The following is a 15,382-nucleotide window of genomic DNA, read 5'->3' on the forward strand; positions in this document are numbered from 1 at the left end:
TTAAGGTCGTATCTCGGTTTTCTTCTTGGTTACCATATATACTCCCACAAATACCAGGATGGCAGCTACTATTTTTACCATATTCAGTTGATCTGCGCCAGTTAAAATTGCATAAGTAATCGCAATAAGCGGTTGCATATAAATAAAAACACTAATGGTAGAAGCGGAAAGTTGTTTTAGCGCATAAATATTCAGTAAATAAGTAGAAAATGTGGTTCCTGCTACCACAAAAGCCATTTTCCAAATCGCATCAAAAGGTAAACTCGTCCAATTTACATCGGTAAATTCGCCTATGGTTATTGGGAAATTAATAATAACACCAATTAGAAATAACCATTTCATCAAGGTAAACGCGTGATATTTTGCGGTTAGCGGTTTCACGAGAATTAAATATAGTCCGTAGCTGAATGCGTTTACAATAAAAAGTACGTTGCCCATAGGAATGTTAGGTGCATTCCCGGTGCTTTCGGCGCTAAAAAGGACTAAAACCAAGGCGCCTGCCAAACCAACGATTATTCCCAGGGTTTTAAGTAATGTGATTCTTTCCCTGATGAGAACGGAAGCAAGGATTAGCACCATAACCGGGGAAAGTGTTACAATAACCGAACTGTTTATAGGCGTGGAAAGGCTTAAACCTTTAAAGAAAAACAACATATTAATGACCATTCCAAAAACGGCACAACCTAAAATTCTTGGCCAGTCAGAAGTTGCAATTTTTTCTTTTGGACCCAGGAAACTAATTCCCCAGAAAAGAACAGCGGCACCAAAAACCCGTAAAAAAATAAATCCGAAAGGTTCAATATAAGTGGGCATTACGCCTTTAGCAATCGTATGATTAAGTCCGTAGATCGCACTTGCGCCAATGGCCGCGAAGATGGCCAAAATACGTTTGTTATCCATGAACCGCTGCTTTGGCCGCCGCGACGGTTTTCTTTGAATTTCCTATAAAAATTTCATTATTATTAATAATTATCGGTCTTTTTAGGAATGTGTAATGATCTAAAATTAATTTTTTATAATCGGTTTCTGAAAGCTCTTTTTTATTGAGTTCTCTTTCGCGATAAAGTCGAGCCCTTCGGCTAAATAAAGCTTCATAACTTCCGGCGAGCGCTTTCATTTCTTCCAGCTGTTCTGCAGTAATTTCCTCTTCTTTTATGTCCTGAATTTTAAAAGAATCTGGTAATTCCAGTTCCTTTAAAATCTTTTGGCAGGTGCTGCAGGTAGAGAGATGATATACTTTTTTCATAGCTAATTTTAATTAGTAGTTAAGCCATTTACTTACTTTATTCTTTGGAAAAGAAAGTTTTAATTCTCCTTCGGCATAACTGGCAGCTTCGTACCGATTATAAACCAGAATAACCCGGTTTTTGGTAACGGCAATATTTTCGGGAAGTGCAAAACTATCCTTTTCAAAGAAAAATCCGTTGGAATTTATATTTTCTCCTTCCGGAATCTCATATTTTTTTCTGAATTCTTTTTCAGCAAATTCAGTGAAAGCGTCTAAATCTGAAAATAAATCTTTTTTATAAAGTAATTCGCCTGAAGTGATATCGTAATTAGCATAACGCGTGGCACCATAACCGTGCGCCCCACCGGTAAACAGGTAGAAATTTGTTTCCAGGACCAATAATTTTTTTGTCTGACTTAATACCGATTGGGAAATTTCAACTTCATATTCGGCCTGAGCTTCAGGGAAATCCCTTTTAAAATTCTGAAAATCCTGGATAAATTCACTAACCGCGGCCTTTACATTTTCAGCTTCAGAAGCTACTTCAGTATTATTAAAAATTTTAATCAGACGCTCCTGGTTGTAGCTATTCATTTCTTTCGCTGCCTCCCGGTCTTCCCTGAATTTTAAATAATTAACTCTTATTTTAGGGCATTTTTCGGTTTTACAAGCCTCAAAATCTTTAGGCAAAAAACTTTCTTCATAAAAACTCAGCGCTTCGGTATCACCCTTAACCTGTTTTACACCGGCTTCAGATTTTTCGTCCCGACAGGAAGTGAATATTAAGAAAATAACCAGGAGGGAAAGGATTTTTTGAGACATATAAAAGGCTGTTAAATACGCGAATAAAGATAAACCTATTTTGCTTAAAGACAATGAGCACGCTACATTTGCTATAAACGCAAGAATTATGAAATTTAATACTAAAACCATACATGGAGGGCAGGAAAATATAGATCCCGCTTACGGATCTGTAATGCCACCTATCTATCAAACAACCACATATTCACAAAGTACACCGGGGGGGCATAAAGGTTTTGAATATTCCCGAAGCGGAAATCCAACCCGTTCTGCTTTAGAAAAATCTTTGGCCAGCTTAGAAAATGGGAAATTCGGATTAGGTTTTGGCTCCGGACTTGCGGCGATTGATGCGGTGATGAAGCTTTTTAAACCTGGTGATGAAATAATTTCTACCAACGATCTTTATGGTGGTTCTTACAGGTTGTTTACTTCCATTTTTGAAAATATGGGGATTAAATTTAATTTCATTGCAATGAATGAAGCTGGTAATATTGAAAAATATATAAACGACAACACCAAAATGCTCTGGATTGAAACCCCAACCAATCCTATGATGAATATTATTGATATTGAAGCGGTTTCTAAACTTTCCCAAACATATAATTTACTACTTGCGGTAGATAATACTTTCGCTACTCCTTATCTCCAACAGCCTTTGGATCTCGGGGCTGATATTGTGATGCACAGCGCGACAAAATATTTAGGGGGGCATAGTGATGTAGTTTTGGGCGGATTAGTTGTAAAAGATGAAGAATTAGCTGAAAAACTACATTTTATTCAGAAAGCCAGCGGTGCCATTTGCGGTCCGCAAGACAGTTTCCTGGTTTTACGCGGAATAAAAACTTTGCACCTTAGAATGCAGCGTCACTGTGAAAATGGAGAAGCCGTTGCAAGATTCCTGAGATCACACCCCAGAGTAGGAAAGGTTTACTGGCCTGGATTTGAAGATCACCCCAACCACGATATTGCAAAAAAGCAAATGAAAGGTTTTGGCGGGATGATCTCTTTTTCAACAACAGAAGACACATTAAAAAGTGCAACAAACCTGATTGAAAAGCTGAAGGTTTTCACCCTGGCCGAATCGCTTGGTGGCGTAGAATCTTTAGCCGGGCACCCCGCCACTATGACTCACGCTTCTATCCCAAAAGAAGATAGAGCTAAAACCGGAGTGGTGGATTCCCTAATAAGGTTAAGCGTAGGCATTGAGGATGAAGAAGACCTGATTAATGATTTAAAACAAGCTTTAGAATAGTTATGTTTTTATGCCGCTACTCCGGAGCTCGTGGATTTAGAATGTTGACTTTTATAAATATATCGCTCCTACGTAGCTTAAAACTATAGATTTAGATTCTGGGTCTAATCTATGGAAACCTCATCGAGGCACAATATTTATAGAAAAACAATAGCAATAGTCGAAAGAGCTCCATAGGAACGGTAACTATACAATCGTGAATTCGTGCCTAAAAGAATTATAAAATTTTCTTTAAAATCCATATTAATCGTTGCACTTCGTCCAGGGTGTTATAATGTACCAAACTTACCCTCACCACACCGTTCTTTTCTTTTAAGCCTGCATCTTCAATAAGTTTTTTTGCGTAAAAGTCACCAAATCTAATTCCTATTCGGTAATCATCAACCTTTTCTACTATTTGATCGCTGCTTAGCTCAGTATGCACAAACGAAATTGTGGGAACTCTTTTTTCTCGTTCTGCAATATTTCGACCAATTATTTTAATATCGGGATGTTCATCTAAATAAGTGAGTAAAGGTTTACTTATTCGTTCTTCGTGCCTGCCAATCAGCTCAAAGACCTTATCCATTTTCTCCTGAAATTCGGCTTTCTTTTCTTTTGGAAATTCGTGCTTGAATAAGTGATCAAAATATTCGGTAATACCTAATAGACTGTATGTTAATTCAAAATTGAAATTCCCCGGCTGAAATTTATAAGGAACATCCTTTTTGGTAAAAAAGTAATGGTTAAATCCTTCCATTTTGTACAGCTGATTGTATTTACCATACATTACAGCCAAATGCGGACCATAGGTTTTATACCAGCTAAAAACATAAAAATCTACATCGAGTTTGCGAACATCTACCCTTCGGTGCGGTGCGTAAGCCACTCCATCTACACAAATAAGCGCGCCGGCTTTATGGACCGTTTTCGCAATTTCTTTGATAGGGTTTATACTTCCCAAAATATTTGAAGCGTGGGTTACGGCAACCAGTTTCGTGCGATTGCTCAGTAATTTGTTGAGATCGCTTATTTCCAGTTCCAGAGTGTCCGGGTTGGCTTTCCAGATTTTTACATTAATTCCTTTTTCCTTTAAATCTGTCCAGGGAGAAACATTGGCTTCGTGATCGGTATTGGTAACAATTACTTCGTCGCCTTCTTCCCATTGCTTGCTAATGCAAATACTTAGAATTCGTAAAAGCATAGAGGAAGAAGAGCCAATTACCACTTCTTCCGGTTTCCCGGCATTTATAAATCTGCTGACCTGCTTGGTAGCGTAAGTCAGTTTTTCTCCGGCTTCCCGGGAAACTTTATAGGAAGCGCCTAATTGTACATTATGATGCAATAAATATCCGCTAATACGCTCGGCAACCTTTTTTAAGGTTTGAGAACCTCCGGCATTATCCATAAAAGTAAACTCTCTTTGAAGTGCGGGAAACTGACTCCTTACAAATTCAATATCCATTAGTCTAGAAGGCTTTCGTTGAACAATTCCAGGATTCTACGGTACTCATCGGTCCAGCTGCTTGGTTCTACAAAACCGTGATCTTCTACCGGGTAAATTGCCATTTCCCAGTCTTCTTTGCCCAATTCAATTAAACGTTGGGAAAGCCTTACCACATCCTGAAAATGAACATTTACATCTACCATTCCATGGGCGATCAATAAATCCCCTTCAAGACCTTCAGCAAAATAAATAGGGGAAGATCTTTTATAAGCAATAGGATCTGCCGCCGGTTCGTTTAGGATATTTGAAGTATAGCCGTGATTATAATGTGCCCAATCGGTAACCGATCTTAAAGCAGCACCGGCTTTAAAAGTTTCGGGTTCGGTAAACATTCCCATAAGAGTGATAAACCCGCCGTAACTTCCACCATAAATTCCTACTTTTTCAGGATTGACTCCGTGATTTTCTACCAGGTATTCTACTCCGTCAACCTGATCAGATAAGTCTTTTCCACCCATATGGCGATAGATTCCTGTTCTCCAGTCACGGCCGTAACCAGCGCTTCCGCGATAATCAATGTCGATTACGGTGTAGCCAAGGTCGGTTAACAAATTATGGAACATATATTCTCTAAAATAGCTGCTCCACCATTTGTGAGCGTTTTGCAAATACCCAGCTCCGTGCACAAAGACCACCGCGGCATCATTTTTTACATCGGCTTCGGGCTTATACAATCTCGCTGGCACCATAGCGCCATCTTCGGCTTCAAATTCTATTAATTCCGGTTCTCTCCATTCGTAGTTGCTAAATGCTTCAGATTTTCCTTCGGTTAATTGTTTGGCTTCAGCATTGGCCCTGGTTTTCTTTAAATATAATTCCCAAGGTTTGTTACTGTAGGAATGTAAAATGGCCATATTTTTTTCATCAGGAGAAAGGTAAACATCGTTGTTCCCTTCCATTTGGGTAAGTTTTTCCATTTTACCTCCCAGAACCGGCATTTTATAAAAATGGCGTTCGCCGGGCCCAACTTCAGAAGTAGTTAAAAACCAATGTTTTTTATTGTTAGAAAGTTCCGGATCAAAAACTTCAAAATCACCTTCTGTAAGCGCTTTTTTACTTCCGGTAGTCACGTCTAATAAATACAAATGCGAATAGCCGGTTTCTTCACTCTGGAAATAAATATGTTTATTGTCTGGCAACCAGCCCATTTCTTCACCACCGTAGTAAGCGTAGCCAACCCCAGGCCCCGCAATCCAGGCTTCGTCCCGCTGGCGGTCTAAAGTGTTTAGCTTGCCGGTTTCCAGGTCAATTTTAGCGATCCAACGGTCTTTATTGTCTTTAGAACGAAGGTTCACCACCGCGTGTTCCCCATTTTCAGAAAAATAAACCGTTGTAGGCGCTACTTCTCTTTTAGTTTCTTCCCATTCTTTATCGGGATAATCTTTTACGTAATCGGGTAAATCGGTAATTCCGGGTAAATCGTCTGTTTTTAAAGTATAAACGGTATCCTTTTCCAAATTGTAAATGGCCAGTTCAATGCTGGTTTTATCTTCACCAACTTTACTTCTGGCAGGTAGGTTTGCAGTGTAGCCGGACTCGTCTACATAATTTGGCACATCGGTGCTTCCATCTTGCTTCCGGGTAATAAGCTTGAAAGTCGCAAATTTTGCATTGGGAGAAACCTGTAAATTACTAATATCACGATCTTCAAGGTAAAAGGTATAATCCTCTTTTTCAGCGGTTGCCTCTTGATAGGCTTCCCTGTTTTCTTTTTCGCTTTTACGTTGATTTACAACTTTCAGGAGTTCCAGGTTTTCATCCCTTACCCAGGCATCTTTTTCTGAAGTTTCATCTTCCTTTTCTTCTTCAGCCTTACCTTCAGCGATATTGGTTAGTTGTTTAATACTTCCCGCTTTTCTATCGTATATAAAAGCATTGTCACTTGAGTTGAAGCTAATTTTATTTTCTTCTGCAAGGAATTCAGCATTACTAATAGCTTCTGATAGGTCTAATAATTGAATAGTTTCACGCGATTTCACATCGTAAATAACGAGGTTGCCATCTTTGCTAAAAATCTTTTTGCTTCGGTTTTTATTAAAATCTCCGTAAGTCGGAATTATTCCTCGCTCTTCTTCCAAACTCACTTTACTGATTTTTGAAGTATTGTTCAACTCTATTTTATATAGCGAATCTTCGGCATTTTTTTCAGGATTATAATCAAAATAGATGGTTTCACTATCGGCGCTCCATTTTACATTAGACGGGAAGGTGCCCATCCAATTAGGATCCTGCATAATTTTTTCTAAAGAAAGTTCACTTGTTTGTGAAATTCCGGAAAAACTTAAACCTATAAATATTAAAAAGAGAAACTGAAATTTAAAATTGAAAGGGTTTTGCAGCGTTTTTTTCATCGATTTAAGGAGTTGTGGGTTTATTTTTTAAAACACTGCCAATATAGTTAAATAGATAATATCTGTAAAGAAACCCTGGAAAATGCCCACCAAGATTTAATTAATATCTTTACGCTGAAAAATTAAATTTTAAGAATTCAGAATGAAGAAAAATTTACGCACACTTTTTAGTTTATTCCTTGTAGTCGGGGCATTACAAGTGCAGGCACAGGAAGAGATGGTCGATAAAATTGTAAACGAGGCCAATGAAAATTCAAAATTAGAAGATCTTGCCCACGAGTTGGTAGATGTTGTAGGTCCGCGTTTGGTGGGAACTCCACAGATGAAAAACGCGCACGACTGGGCGGTGAAGAAATATGATAGCTGGGGAATTTCGGCTGAAAACGAAGAATATGGCACCTGGCGAGGCTGGGAGCGAGGCATTACCCATATTGACCTTGTAGAGCCAAGAGTAAGAACGCTCCAAGGAAGACAATTAGCCTGGAGTCCTTCTACAGGAAAAAAAGGAGTAACGGCTGAGGTTGTACTATTGCCAGAGGCTTCAGATTCTACTGATTTCGCTAATATGCTTTCTTTGGTTAAAGGAAAATTCGTGATGATATCGGTAAACGAGCCTACGGGAAGACCTCCTTATAACTGGGAAGAATGGGGCACTGAAAAGTCCTGGAAAAAGATGCAGGGCAGTATAAAAGAAACCGATTCCCTTTGGAGAGACCGAATTGGCAAAACCGGATATGGTTACAGGGAATTACCTAAAGCACTTGAAAACGCCGGAGCTGTCGGAATTATTACTTCTAACTGGTCTCACGGCTTTGGTGCAAATAAAGTATTTGGTGGTTACACCAGTGAAATCCCCACTCTTGACATTAACCTTGAAGATTACGGCTTGCTTTATCGTTTAGCTGAAAATGATAATGCACCCAAATTAAAAGTGGTTGCTCAGTCTAAAGACCTTGGCGAAATGCCGACGTTTAATACTATTGCCAGAATTGAAGGCAGTGAAAAACCTGAAGAGTATATTATCCTTTCAGCGCATTTTGATTCCTGGGATGGTGGAACCGGCGCTACCGATAATGGTACAGGAACTATCGTAATGATGGAAACTATGCGAATTCTTAAGAAACTTTATCCAAACCCGAAGCGAACAATTATTGCCGGCCATTGGGGAGGTGAAGAACAGGGGCTTAATGGTTCCCGAGCCTTTGTAAAAGATAATCCAGAGATTGTTGCTAATGTCCAAGCCTTATTCAATCAGGATAATGGAACCGGAAGGGTTAAGAATATTAACGGACAGGGTTTTCTGCACGCTTACGATTATATAAGAAGATGGCTGGAGCCGGTTCCGCAGGAAATTAAGGGAGAAATTGAAACTTCTTTCCCAGGGACTCCATCCAGTGGAGGAACAGATCACGCTTCATTTGTAGCAGCCGGTGCACCTGCATTTATGCTTAATTCATTAAACTGGTCTTACTGGGACTATACCTGGCATACCAATTTGGATACGTATGATAAAATTGTTTTTGACGATGTGAGAAGCAACGTAATCTTAACCGCGATTATGACCTATATGGCAAGCGAAGATCCTGAAACTACTTCCAGGGAAAAAGCAGTTTTACCAATTAGCAGAAGATCTGGTGAGCAAATGACCTGGCCTGAGCCAAGAGATGCAGAAAGAAAAGGAGGACTGGATTAAACTCCCTGTTTTTTCTGAATAAAAAGAGGTTGCTTGAAAATAATTCTATTTTCAAGCAACCTCTTATCTTTTAAAAATCTCAAAATTAACCTTCAAGATCGGCCCCTACGGGAATCGAGCAATCGTGATAAGGCTCACCGTGAGCAGGGTTTTTAGTCGGTTTTGATTCTTTTAGTCTAATTGGAGACGATGTCATCTCTGAATCTGAACCTGCATTGGTGTTATTATTACTACTTGCTCCGCTTAAAGAAGCACCAACCGGCATATCACAACGGTGACCCGGTTCTCCATGCGGAGGGTTAATATCTGGCGTTTCTGCATTTCCAGAAGTATTTCCGCTCATTTCGGTATTTGGAACAGTTTGGGTTTCTTCAGTAGTTTTTTCTTCTGCGTCTTTACAAGAAGTAAATGCGGCAAGTGATACAACCGCAAGTCCAAGCATAACTTTATTAAAATTGATTTTCATAACAGCATTATTTTAAGTTATAAAGATACTAAATCTATGAGGATTACTCGGTAAGCATCTCCATTTCCTCTTCGGAGACATCTATGAGTCCGGCTTTTGGTAACCGCTTCAGCATTGTTCTCCAATTTTCGTCCTCTTCAAAAATTCTATCAAAAATTTGTTTTGCTTCGTCCAACCTATCACTATTGGCAAGCGCCACAGCTTTCCAAAAACGCATTTCCAGGTTATCTGGAAACATACTTTCAGCCGTGCCATATTCCTCTAAAGCTTTTTCTACATTTCCTTCTTCCATAGCAAGATCGCCGCGGTTCATAAATTCGTATGCTCTCGCCGTTTTTAATAAACGGTCTAATTCTTCTATAGGATTCTCGTGATCATCTACCCTGAGATCTATTTTCTTGTCTTTCCAGACTTCTTCAACTTTATCTGGACCAACCACGATTAAAGCCGCCGATTGTTTCCCTCGAATATCCCCGCCGGCATCCTGTGCGGCTTTTAAAACAGCAATAACTCTTTCAGCTAAGGGTAAATTTGCATTTTCAACAAAAGCTTCGGCCATGGCGGGCACAACCTCGTCATTTAACATCATATTTGCCTGGACCGAAAAATTATCTCCGTTTAAATGTTCAGCTTCTGCTACACATTTTTGCCCGGTATATGCAGCATTATCGCCAGACTTCCCTAAAATGGCAAGTTGTCTAAAATCACGACCTTCATCATTATTGATAAGACTTTCCACGGCTTCCTCGGGTGTATAACCCTGGTCTAATAGCTTCAGTCCTTCGGGACCAAAAGCGGGATTTACAAAAGATTGGGTGGCGACCACTCCAACGCCAGATTTTCCCCAGGCCACGAGTGGGCCAACCGAAAACCAGTGACTTTGAACCCCCACGACCATTTCACCGGTTTTTGCATCCCGAGCCACAATAGAATATGTGTGTGCGAAAGCGTCTCCGCTAATTTCAGCAGTTTGGGCTTTGGTATTTATGGTTGAAATAAATATTAAAGCGAAAAAGAGTAAAAATTGCTTCATAATTCAGGTTTCTGATTAGAAGCTAAAGATAGCGAAACTCTGCTGAATAACTTAAAATGTATGGTGCAGGCTAAGCTGAATTTGTCCTTTGCTTACTGCATCTGTAGTTTGCTTCATATACCCGGCCTGGACTTTTAGATTGTCTTTTAGGGCATAACCCAGGGCAGAATAAAATCGGTTACGATCAAATAATTCTACACTTCGGCCATTGCCAATTTCGCGTTCGCCGTTAATGAATAGTTCGTTATATAAAGCGAGGTAAATAGCATCTTTATTCAGGTTTGGCTGATTTAGTGGAATATTTAAGAACAGGTTGTAACGATAACGGGTTCTAAAATCCTGATCCTCTACCCAGCGTTGCTCGTATCTAAAACGATGGGTAAGGTAGAATCTGTCGCTCAATTTATGCGGAAGCAAAGTCTCCTGGTAAATCCTGCTTTCCCCTGCAGTATTATTACCTTCACCAAATTCTCCCGAAGTAATATTACCATATCCAAGCGTGAATTTTACATCGGCATTTTTAGGGGAATAGGTGAGTCCGCCGCGAATAAGTAATTGCTCCAAATCCCCGCCAAGATCCCAGTTTCTATATTGAATATCCCCCTGAAGTCCCCATTCACTTTCACCAAAATTTGTATTCCAGAAATACATATACCACGCGCCGGTTTGCTCTTCGTCAATTTGAGCATGGACAGAAAATGACATAAATAAACTAAACAGAACTGCGGAAAGGAGTGATTTTTTCATTTTTGCTTTTTCCGCAAATATAACATTCCGTAAGAAAAAAATAAGGATTTGCTATTCTTTCACTTCGGTAACTAGAATATAATCCGGACCACCATCTACAGGATAACCTTCAATTTTTGACCCCGAAATAGTGACTTCCTTACCAACATATTCGTCCAAACTTACTTTTTCACTTTTCAATGCATAAAACTCATCTTCAGTATTTAAAGTGTGAGTTCCATATTGATAAGAAGTTATTCCCTGGCTTTCTATGGTTCCGGTAATTTGCATTTGTTCTTCAGAATTTTGCCTGTCACAATTAGTACTCAAAAAAATGAGACCTGTAACCAGGCTTAAAATAATAGCTTTCATAAAGATTTGGTTTAAAATATAAGCAGGAATAAAAATAATAAAAGGAAAGTAAGCAATTGAAGTTTTAAGTTTTAATATGATGAATTTCTGAAAACATTATTATTTTTGCGGGGCTTACCCGGCCTCGTAGTTCAACGGATAGAATAGAAGTTTCCTAAACTTTAGATCCAAGTTCGATTCTTGGCGAGGTCACTTTAAATGAAATGGGGTGCTTGCCATAAAGCAGGCTGAGATGATACCCAGGAGTTTTACTCGATAATCGAGATTAAAATATTTACGATGTTTTGTCTCGAATCAAGTTATATTTTCTAAAAATGCTTTCTGGGGCTTGCCCCGAGGTCATTTACTCCGAACCTGATCCGGATAATGCCGGCGTAGGGATTTTCTTAGCTGAGGATGCATTACTGCAATTTTCAGCTATTTCATCTCCTCATTTCATTGAAATAAATGAAGACAATGATCGAGGATTTCTTTACACAACTTACCTGGCTACAAGCCCTGGGCACTACTTTTGGAGTGGTTCAGGTGTTACTGGCACGTAAAAACAACATTCATAATTACTTATTCGGAATTGTCTCCATTCTTATAAGTTTGTTTGTAATGTACCAGTCTAAACTATACGCCGATATCATTTTAAACCTTTATTACCTCGTAATGAGTATTTATGGCTGGTTTTACTGGAGATATGGTAAAAAAGAAGAAGAAACTCCCATTTCCTATTCCAGTAAATCTGAACATTTAAAGGCCCTGGGAATTGTATTGACTTGTTTTGCAATAATGAGTTATTGGCTTCGCATTCATACCGATTCTGATGTTCCGTTTTGGGATGCGGCGGTAAGCGGATTCGCCTGGGCGGGAATGTGGCTTATGGCCAAAAGAAAAATGGAAAACTGGATTTTTCTGAATATCAGCAATAGTATTGCTATTCCTTTGCTTATTTATAAAGAGTTGTACATATATGCCGGTTTAACCGTTTTTCTGTTTATTGTAGGGACTTCGGGATATTTTAAATGGCGAAAAATTGTTAAGAATGAAAGAAGACAACAAGCAGCAAGCGCTTAGAGAGCTATGTTTGGGCATAGATATATTTCCTGACGAAGTTTTAAGCTGGATAGTAGCAGAAAATCTCTGGAATATTTGGGTGCCCAAAAAATATGGTGGATTGGAATATACGCTTACTGAAGGACTTTCAAAACTGCAGGAATTAGCTCGAATTGACGGTAGTCTTGGCTGGACGGTAACTTTATGCAGTGGTGCTAATTTCTTTATTGGAAACCTGGAACCTGAAGTTGCAGAACAGATTTTTAAAATTCCCAAAAGTACAATTTTAGGAGGCAGTGGCGGCGTTTTTGGAACAGCTGAAAAAATTGGAGATAATTATAAAATTTCCGGAACCTGGCGCTACGCAACAGGCGCAAATTATTTGACGCATTTTACCTTGAATGCTGAAATTTATGAAAATGGTAAAGCTTTATTAAATGAAGATGGATCACCATACATACGATCGTTTATTTTACCTAAAAACGAAGTAAAAATTATTGAAGATTGGAACACGATGGGGTTAAAGGCTTCGGTTACGCATTCTTTTGAAGTGAAAAATATTCTGGTCCCGGCAGGTTTCAGTTTTATTTATAATGAATTTTACCAGCCGCAGGATATTTTTAAAATTCCGTTTTCTTTTTTTGCCGATTTAACGCTTTGGGTTAATTATGTGGGAATGGCCGAGCATTTTCTGGAAGAAGCACGCAGTTTTACTTCAGCAAGTATTCTGAAGAACTTAGAAAAATGTATTGCTGTTTCCCAGGATGAAGTTTCAGCATATTCCAAAGCTATTGAAGATGAAATTGCAGCCGGCAATAAAATCTTAGATCCTTATTCAGAAGAAATTCATTCTTCAGCTTCCCATTCAGTAAAAAATCTTTCAAAAAATATTATTGAAATCTACCCATTTTTAGGCGTAAAAGCCAGCATAAACGGTCATCATTCAAACCAGGTGTTTAGTGATTATTTTACCGCAACCCAACATCATATTTTTACGAAATAGAACTTTTTAAAATTTGCGAAATTGAAATAAGATTTAAAGTTAATTCATCTGTTTAGTGTTAGAAAATGATTATCATGATCAATGCGGTAAAATATTTAAAAACCGATTAAAAACTTAAGATGAAATATAAAATAAATATAGAGAAAGTTCAAACAGTGGATGAAATCCGGGAATATTGGTCAAAGGAAGATTATATAGAATTGCTAAAAAGATTTGATTATCCTGACGCTGAAGATTCCGATCCTGAAAGTTTAAGGGAATTGCTATTTATGGCCATAACCGATTTTGAACCCGGTGAAGCGGCTAAAGTGATTCTAGATTACAAGCTGGGCGAGGAATTATCTGAAGGGCAAATTGAGCAAATCTCCAACGATATGTTGATAGATACGGTTTGTGAAGAGTATCCTGAAATGGAATTACAATCCAGATTATTCCACGTGAACCAACTGCTTTTTAAAGCCTACAACGGGAAATTCCCCAGTTCCAGCGCTACGATTATTAATTGTTCTATAACTTCTTCAAATTCCGATTCCAGCCTCGATGAAGCTACGATATTGAGAATATTAAACGACGGACTTTCTGACAGGAATATCGTTAAAAGATTGTTTGAAGAACAATTGAATGGAAATGCCGAATTTCCGGAAGCAGAAAATATTATCTGGGATTTAGAGGTTTCAGAAAATGCGCAATATAAGATCATAACATCAGGAAATCTTATTAAAAAAGATGAGGTAATTGCTTCAGAATGGGAGAAGGAAATAGAAGAAGATTCAGATAAATAAACTGAAAAGAATTGTTACAGAGGGATAGAAATTTTATCTATTTTTATCCCTCTAAAATGTAATTATGAAGACTACTTTCTTGCAATTTCTTGCTTTAACCTTGCTATTTGTTTCCTGTTCTACCGATAATAATAATCCAGGAGGTTCAGAAAATCCGGAAACAGAAATTGAAGACACTTTCAATTATTTGGCCCTTCGGGCCGATGGAAATTTATACGAAATTGGGAATAAAACAGGAGAAGTTTCGGCTGTTGGTTCAATTTCAGCAATGCAGAATAATCTAAATATGATTCCCAATGCAGTAACGGCTTCAGAAGAAAAAATCTTTATATACGAACATCTTTTTGATCCCTTTCAGGGTAGGGTTTTGGTAATGGATAAAGAAACCAGGTCTGTAGAAGTTTTTGTACTTGATTTTCCGGTGGAAGTATATGGTGAAAATGCTGGCTTGAATAGTTTAGACTGGGATGCCGGGCAAGGAAACCTGGTAGGAATTGTAAAAGATGAAATGGATTATAATAACAATAATACTAGCCGGGTAGTAAGGATAGATCCCGAAACTATGACCCTGAGTTATGAAGAAATTTCTTTTGAGCATAATTTCACCCTTTCTACGAGCCTGCTTGGTAACAAATTGTTTGCACTAAGCTCCACCACCGGGGAGTTGGAAAAGGCTGAACTTCTGCAAATTGATTTATCCGCCAAAACGCTTAAGCCGCTTGAAATTTCTGATACCGAACTTTTTATAAGCAACCTCGCTAACAACGGAACTGATGATTTTCTTTTTGGTTTATTGCCGGTTAGGGGTAGTTCTTTGATGGGTGAAATGGAAGCCTATAAACTGAATCTTGACAATAATGAATTTGAAGCGCTGCCGGAGGTAGGAAGGTTCTCGGCCCGTCAACTTGCCCGAAAGAGCTTCTGCAATAAGAAATTTAATGAGTTTGCTGAACTGGTTTTTAAAGAGGGCAAAAATCATTTACTCCAGTATAATCACCAGGAAAATGATTTGAGTCTCCTGGAACTAAGTGGAGCCGAGGATTTTGGTTCTTCTATTATTATAATTGATTATGTTGAGGTTCAGTAATATGGTTAAGATTTTTAGCTGAATAATTTTTATTTCTTTTCTAACTAAATACCATTAGCCA

15 protein-coding genes and 1 tRNA gene are annotated in these 15,382 nt (G+C 38.5%); 7 read left to right on the forward strand and 9 right to left on the reverse strand.

Annotated elements, in window-relative coordinates:
* The 3 genes from B5X53_RS02335 to B5X53_RS02345 are packed head-to-tail and all read right to left on the reverse strand — an operon-like array spanning position 1 to position 2,050.
* Positions 1 to 900: a DMT family transporter gene (locus tag B5X53_RS02335; protein ID WP_079711615.1), complete on the reverse strand. Its 900-nt coding sequence runs from the start codon at positions 898 to 900 to the stop codon at positions 1 to 3.
* On the reverse strand, positions 893 to 1,246 hold the full coding sequence (locus B5X53_RS02340; RefSeq protein WP_079711616.1) for an arsenate reductase family protein: 354 nt from the start codon (positions 1,244 to 1,246) through the stop codon (positions 893 to 895). The genes B5X53_RS02335 and B5X53_RS02340 overlap by 8 nt, the downstream gene beginning before the upstream one ends.
* A gap of 12 nt (positions 1,247 to 1,258) precedes the next feature.
* Complete coding sequence (locus B5X53_RS02345) at positions 1,259 to 2,050, reverse strand: DUF3298 and DUF4163 domain-containing protein (protein ID WP_159447901.1); 792 nt, start codon at positions 2,048 to 2,050, stop codon at positions 1,259 to 1,261.
* Positions 2,051 to 2,138: 88 nt separating this feature from the next.
* On the opposite strand from B5X53_RS02345, the gene B5X53_RS02350 reads away from it, so the two are divergent.
* Complete coding sequence (locus B5X53_RS02350) at positions 2,139 to 3,281, forward strand: cystathionine gamma-synthase (protein WP_079711618.1); 1,143 nt, start codon at positions 2,139 to 2,141, stop codon at positions 3,279 to 3,281.
* Between the two features lie 217 nt (positions 3,282 to 3,498).
* Here B5X53_RS02350 and B5X53_RS02355 read toward each other — a convergent pair whose 3' ends face one another.
* Together B5X53_RS02355 and B5X53_RS02360 are read right to left on the reverse strand one after the other, a co-directional pair.
* Complete coding sequence (locus tag B5X53_RS02355; protein WP_079711619.1) at positions 3,499 to 4,725, reverse strand: cysteine desulfurase-like protein; 1,227 nt, start codon at positions 4,723 to 4,725, stop codon at positions 3,499 to 3,501.
* Positions 4,725 to 7,118 (reverse strand): S9 family peptidase, encoded by a 2,394-nt coding sequence (locus tag B5X53_RS02360; protein ID WP_079711620.1) that lies wholly within the window; start codon positions 7,116 to 7,118, stop codon positions 4,725 to 4,727. The genes B5X53_RS02355 and B5X53_RS02360 overlap by 1 nt, the downstream gene beginning before the upstream one ends.
* Positions 7,119 to 7,260: 142 nt before the next feature.
* Here B5X53_RS02360 and B5X53_RS02365 point away from each other — a divergent pair, with 142 nt between their 5' ends.
* A complete protein-coding gene (locus B5X53_RS02365) occupies positions 7,261 to 8,811 on the forward strand; it encodes a M20/M25/M40 family metallo-hydrolase (protein WP_079711621.1) in 1,551 nt (516 codons plus the stop codon).
* Between the two features lie 85 nt (positions 8,812 to 8,896).
* Here the strand turns inward: B5X53_RS02365 and B5X53_RS02370 are convergent, their stop codons facing one another.
* Genes B5X53_RS02370 through B5X53_RS02385 form a run of 4 tightly spaced genes read right to left on the reverse strand, consistent with a single transcriptional unit; the run spans position 8,897 to position 11,408 of the window.
* On the reverse strand, positions 8,897 to 9,277 hold the full coding sequence (locus tag B5X53_RS02370; RefSeq protein ID WP_079711622.1) for a hypothetical protein: 381 nt from the start codon (positions 9,275 to 9,277) through the stop codon (positions 8,897 to 8,899).
* A 43-nt stretch (positions 9,278 to 9,320) separates the two neighbouring features.
* Entirely contained in the window at positions 9,321 to 10,310 is a 990-nt protein-coding gene (locus B5X53_RS02375) for a DUF1028 domain-containing protein (RefSeq protein ID WP_101022998.1), read from the reverse strand.
* Positions 10,311 to 10,361: 51 nt separating this feature from the next.
* The gene (locus tag B5X53_RS02380) at positions 10,362 to 11,057 is read right to left on the reverse strand and encodes a DUF2490 domain-containing protein (protein ID WP_079711624.1); all 696 of its coding nucleotides are present in this window, start codon (positions 11,055 to 11,057) and stop codon (positions 10,362 to 10,364) included.
* Between the two features lie 51 nt (positions 11,058 to 11,108).
* Positions 11,109 to 11,408: a hypothetical protein gene (locus B5X53_RS02385; RefSeq protein ID WP_079711625.1), complete on the reverse strand. Its 300-nt coding sequence runs from the start codon at positions 11,406 to 11,408 to the stop codon at positions 11,109 to 11,111.
* A gap of 120 nt (positions 11,409 to 11,528) precedes the next feature.
* Here B5X53_RS02385 and B5X53_RS02390 point away from each other — a divergent pair.
* From B5X53_RS02390 to B5X53_RS02410, 5 genes are all read left to right on the forward strand, one after another.
* Positions 11,529 to 11,600: transfer RNA gene (locus B5X53_RS02390), tRNA-Arg, on the forward strand.
* 264 nt (positions 11,601 to 11,864) lie between these two features.
* Positions 11,865 to 12,470: a nicotinamide riboside transporter PnuC gene (gene pnuC / locus B5X53_RS02395; protein WP_079711725.1), complete on the forward strand. Its 606-nt coding sequence runs from the start codon at positions 11,865 to 11,867 to the stop codon at positions 12,468 to 12,470.
* Entirely contained in the window at positions 12,439 to 13,452 is a 1,014-nt protein-coding gene (locus tag B5X53_RS02400; protein WP_079711626.1) for an acyl-CoA dehydrogenase family protein, read from the forward strand. Before pnuC ends, B5X53_RS02400 begins: the two co-directional genes overlap by 32 nt.
* A gap of 119 nt (positions 13,453 to 13,571) precedes the next feature.
* The gene (locus tag B5X53_RS02405; RefSeq protein WP_079711627.1) at positions 13,572 to 14,234 is read left to right on the forward strand and encodes a hypothetical protein; all 663 of its coding nucleotides are present in this window, start codon (positions 13,572 to 13,574) and stop codon (positions 14,232 to 14,234) included.
* Between the two features lie 64 nt (positions 14,235 to 14,298).
* Entirely contained in the window at positions 14,299 to 15,321 is a 1,023-nt protein-coding gene (locus B5X53_RS02410) for a hypothetical protein (RefSeq protein ID WP_079711628.1), read from the forward strand.
* The last annotated feature ends 61 nt before the right edge of the window (positions 15,322 to 15,382 follow it).

The sequence above is a fragment of the Salegentibacter salinarum genome, from assembly GCF_900168115.1.
GTDB lineage: Bacteria > Bacteroidota > Bacteroidia > Flavobacteriales > Flavobacteriaceae > Salegentibacter > Salegentibacter salinarum.